Genomic DNA, 1,495 nt, shown 5'->3' with positions numbered 1-1,495 from the left:
CCCCGCGCTCAGTCCGCGGGCGGTCGAGGAAATGCTCCGCTTCGAGGGCTCGGTGGAGACGTCGACCTTCCGGTACGCGGCGCAGGACGCAGAGATCCGGGGCACGCTCATCCCCAAGGGCTCCCTCGTGCAGATCGCGATCTCCGCGGCCAACCGGGACCCCGAGAAGTTCGACCTCCCCGACGAGCTGGACGTGACCCGTGAGGGACTCCAGGGCACGCACCTGGGCTTCGGGCACGGAACCCACTACTGCCTGGGGGCGCCGCTGGCGCGGCTCGAACTGGAGATCGCGCTCGCCACCCTCCTGCGGGAGTTCCCGGACATGGAGCTCGCCGACCCGCGGGAGACCGGGAAGGCGTGGCTCAAGGGGCCGGTGCCGGCGTTCCGGGGCCTCGAACACCTCCGGCTCGTCCTGGAACCGGACACGGACCCGGACCCGGGCCGGCCCGACGCGGACCCGGGCGAGGCGTCCCTGGCCTCCGTGGCCTCCGGAAGGTAACCCAGACCCGATGGACGGTGGATCGGCATGACGGATTCCATGAGTACCTCCGCACTGCGCCTCCTGGGGACGCCGGCGGACGAACTGCGCATCGCCGCGGTGGGCAGCAGCGAGGTCATCCGGGTCGCGGGGGCTCCCTCCGCGCCGGGGACGGACGCGGAGGGAGCGGTCCATCCGAAGATCGACATGCATCATCACTTCTGCGCGCCGCAGTGGCGCGACTGGGCCGCGCACCACGAACTGATCAACCCGGACCGGCTGCCCCCGTGGACCCGGCTCGACACCGAGGCGGCGATCCGCTTCATGGACGACGCGGGCATCACGACCGCCGTCCTCAAGCCGATGCTGCCGGCGCGCTACCGGTCGTCGGCGCAGCTGCGCGAAGCCATCAACATCACCCTGCAGTCGATGATCGAGGTGGCGCAGTCGCATCCGGGACGGTTCTCGTTCCACGTGCCGCTCTTCCTGGACGACGCCGATGCCTCGTCCTGGGCCGTACGCCGCGGGCTCGGGCAGCTCGGGGCCGTCGGGGTGAACGTGACGGCCAACTACGGGGGCGTCTACCTCGGCGATCCCGCCTACGACCGGCTGTTCCACGAGTTGAACGAGTACTCCGCCGTGGTGGACACCCACCCCCACAACCTTCCGGACGGCCCGCCCGGCCCGCCCGGTGCGTCAGGCCCGCCCGCCGGGTCGACGGTTCCGGGGATCCCGAACTTCATGTGCGACTTCCTGCTGGACACCACGAGGGCCGCCGTGAACATGATCAGCAGGAGGACGCTGGACCGCTTCCCGGACATCTCCGTCGTCCTGCCGCACGCCGGAGGCTTCCTGCCGTACATCGCGACGCGCCTTCAGGCCCTCGGGCGGTTCTGCGACCCGAGGGTCGTACCCGCGGGCGTTCTCTAGCTGCTGAGCCGCTTATACTAAGACACGGAAGGCCCCTTCGCGCCCGCCGCGACCCTGCTCGAACACGTCCCGGCCGACCACATCCTC

At 70.7% G+C, this 1,495-nt stretch carries 2 protein-coding genes; both read left to right on the top strand.

The window, feature by feature from the left end:
• Positions 1-499 (top strand): cytochrome P450 (locus ACWGIU_RS37740; RefSeq protein ID WP_453712582.1); only part of this gene is annotated, 499 nt, incomplete at its 5' end.
• A 39-nt stretch (positions 500-538) separates the two neighbouring features.
• Complete coding sequence (locus ACWGIU_RS37735; RefSeq protein WP_453712581.1) at positions 539-1,408, top strand: amidohydrolase family protein; 870 nt, start codon at positions 539-541, stop codon at positions 1,406-1,408.
• Positions 1,409-1,495: the final 87 nt, after the last annotated feature.

This window comes from Streptomyces sp. NPDC054840, assembly GCF_053611065.1.
The sequence above is the reverse complement of the archived record's forward strand: the minus strand, read 5'-3'. Positions and strand labels throughout refer to the sequence as shown.

Coding starts and splice junctions, on each gene's coding strand:
- ACWGIU_RS37735 (WP_453712581.1), top strand. CDS start 539: ATGAGTACCTCCGCACTGCGCCTCCTGGGGACGCCGGCGGACGAACTG.